The organism is Pantoea sp. E956-1 (assembly GCF_982223955.1).
Map to the genome: position 1 here is coordinate 1 of NZ_CEUYZP010000070.1, position 449 is coordinate 449.

Genomic DNA, 449 nt, shown 5'->3' on the forward strand with positions numbered 1-449 from the left:
ATGGGTGCTTGCAAGGTGCTTGTCGGCAAGGACACGCGGATCTCCGGTTATATGTTTGAATCGGCACTCGAAGCGGGCCTGACCTCGGCGGGTGCCGATGTGATGCTGCTCGGCCCGATGCCGACGCCTGCCATCGCTTATCTGTCGCGTACGTTCCAGGCTGAAGCCGGCATCGTGATCAGTGCTTCGCACAACCCGCATGATGACAACGGCATCAAGTTCTTCTCCGGCAAAGGTACCAAGCTGCCCGATGAATTGGAGCTGATGATCGAAGAGTTGCTGGATACGCCAATGACCGTCGTCGAGTCGAGCAAGATCGGTAAGGTGTCGCGAATCAATGATGCATCGGGCCGCTACATCGAGTTCTGCAAGAGCAGCGTGCCTACCGGGACCAATTTCGCCGGTCTGAAGATCGTTATCGACTGCGCGCATGGTGCGACCTATAAGGT

The 449-nt window shown here is 57.0% G+C and carries 1 pseudogene; it reads left to right on the forward strand.

The annotated features are described in order from the left end of the window. Positions 1-449: pseudogene (glmM, locus tag AC0T7J_RS25300) on the forward strand (phosphoglucosamine mutase); the annotation flags it as partial.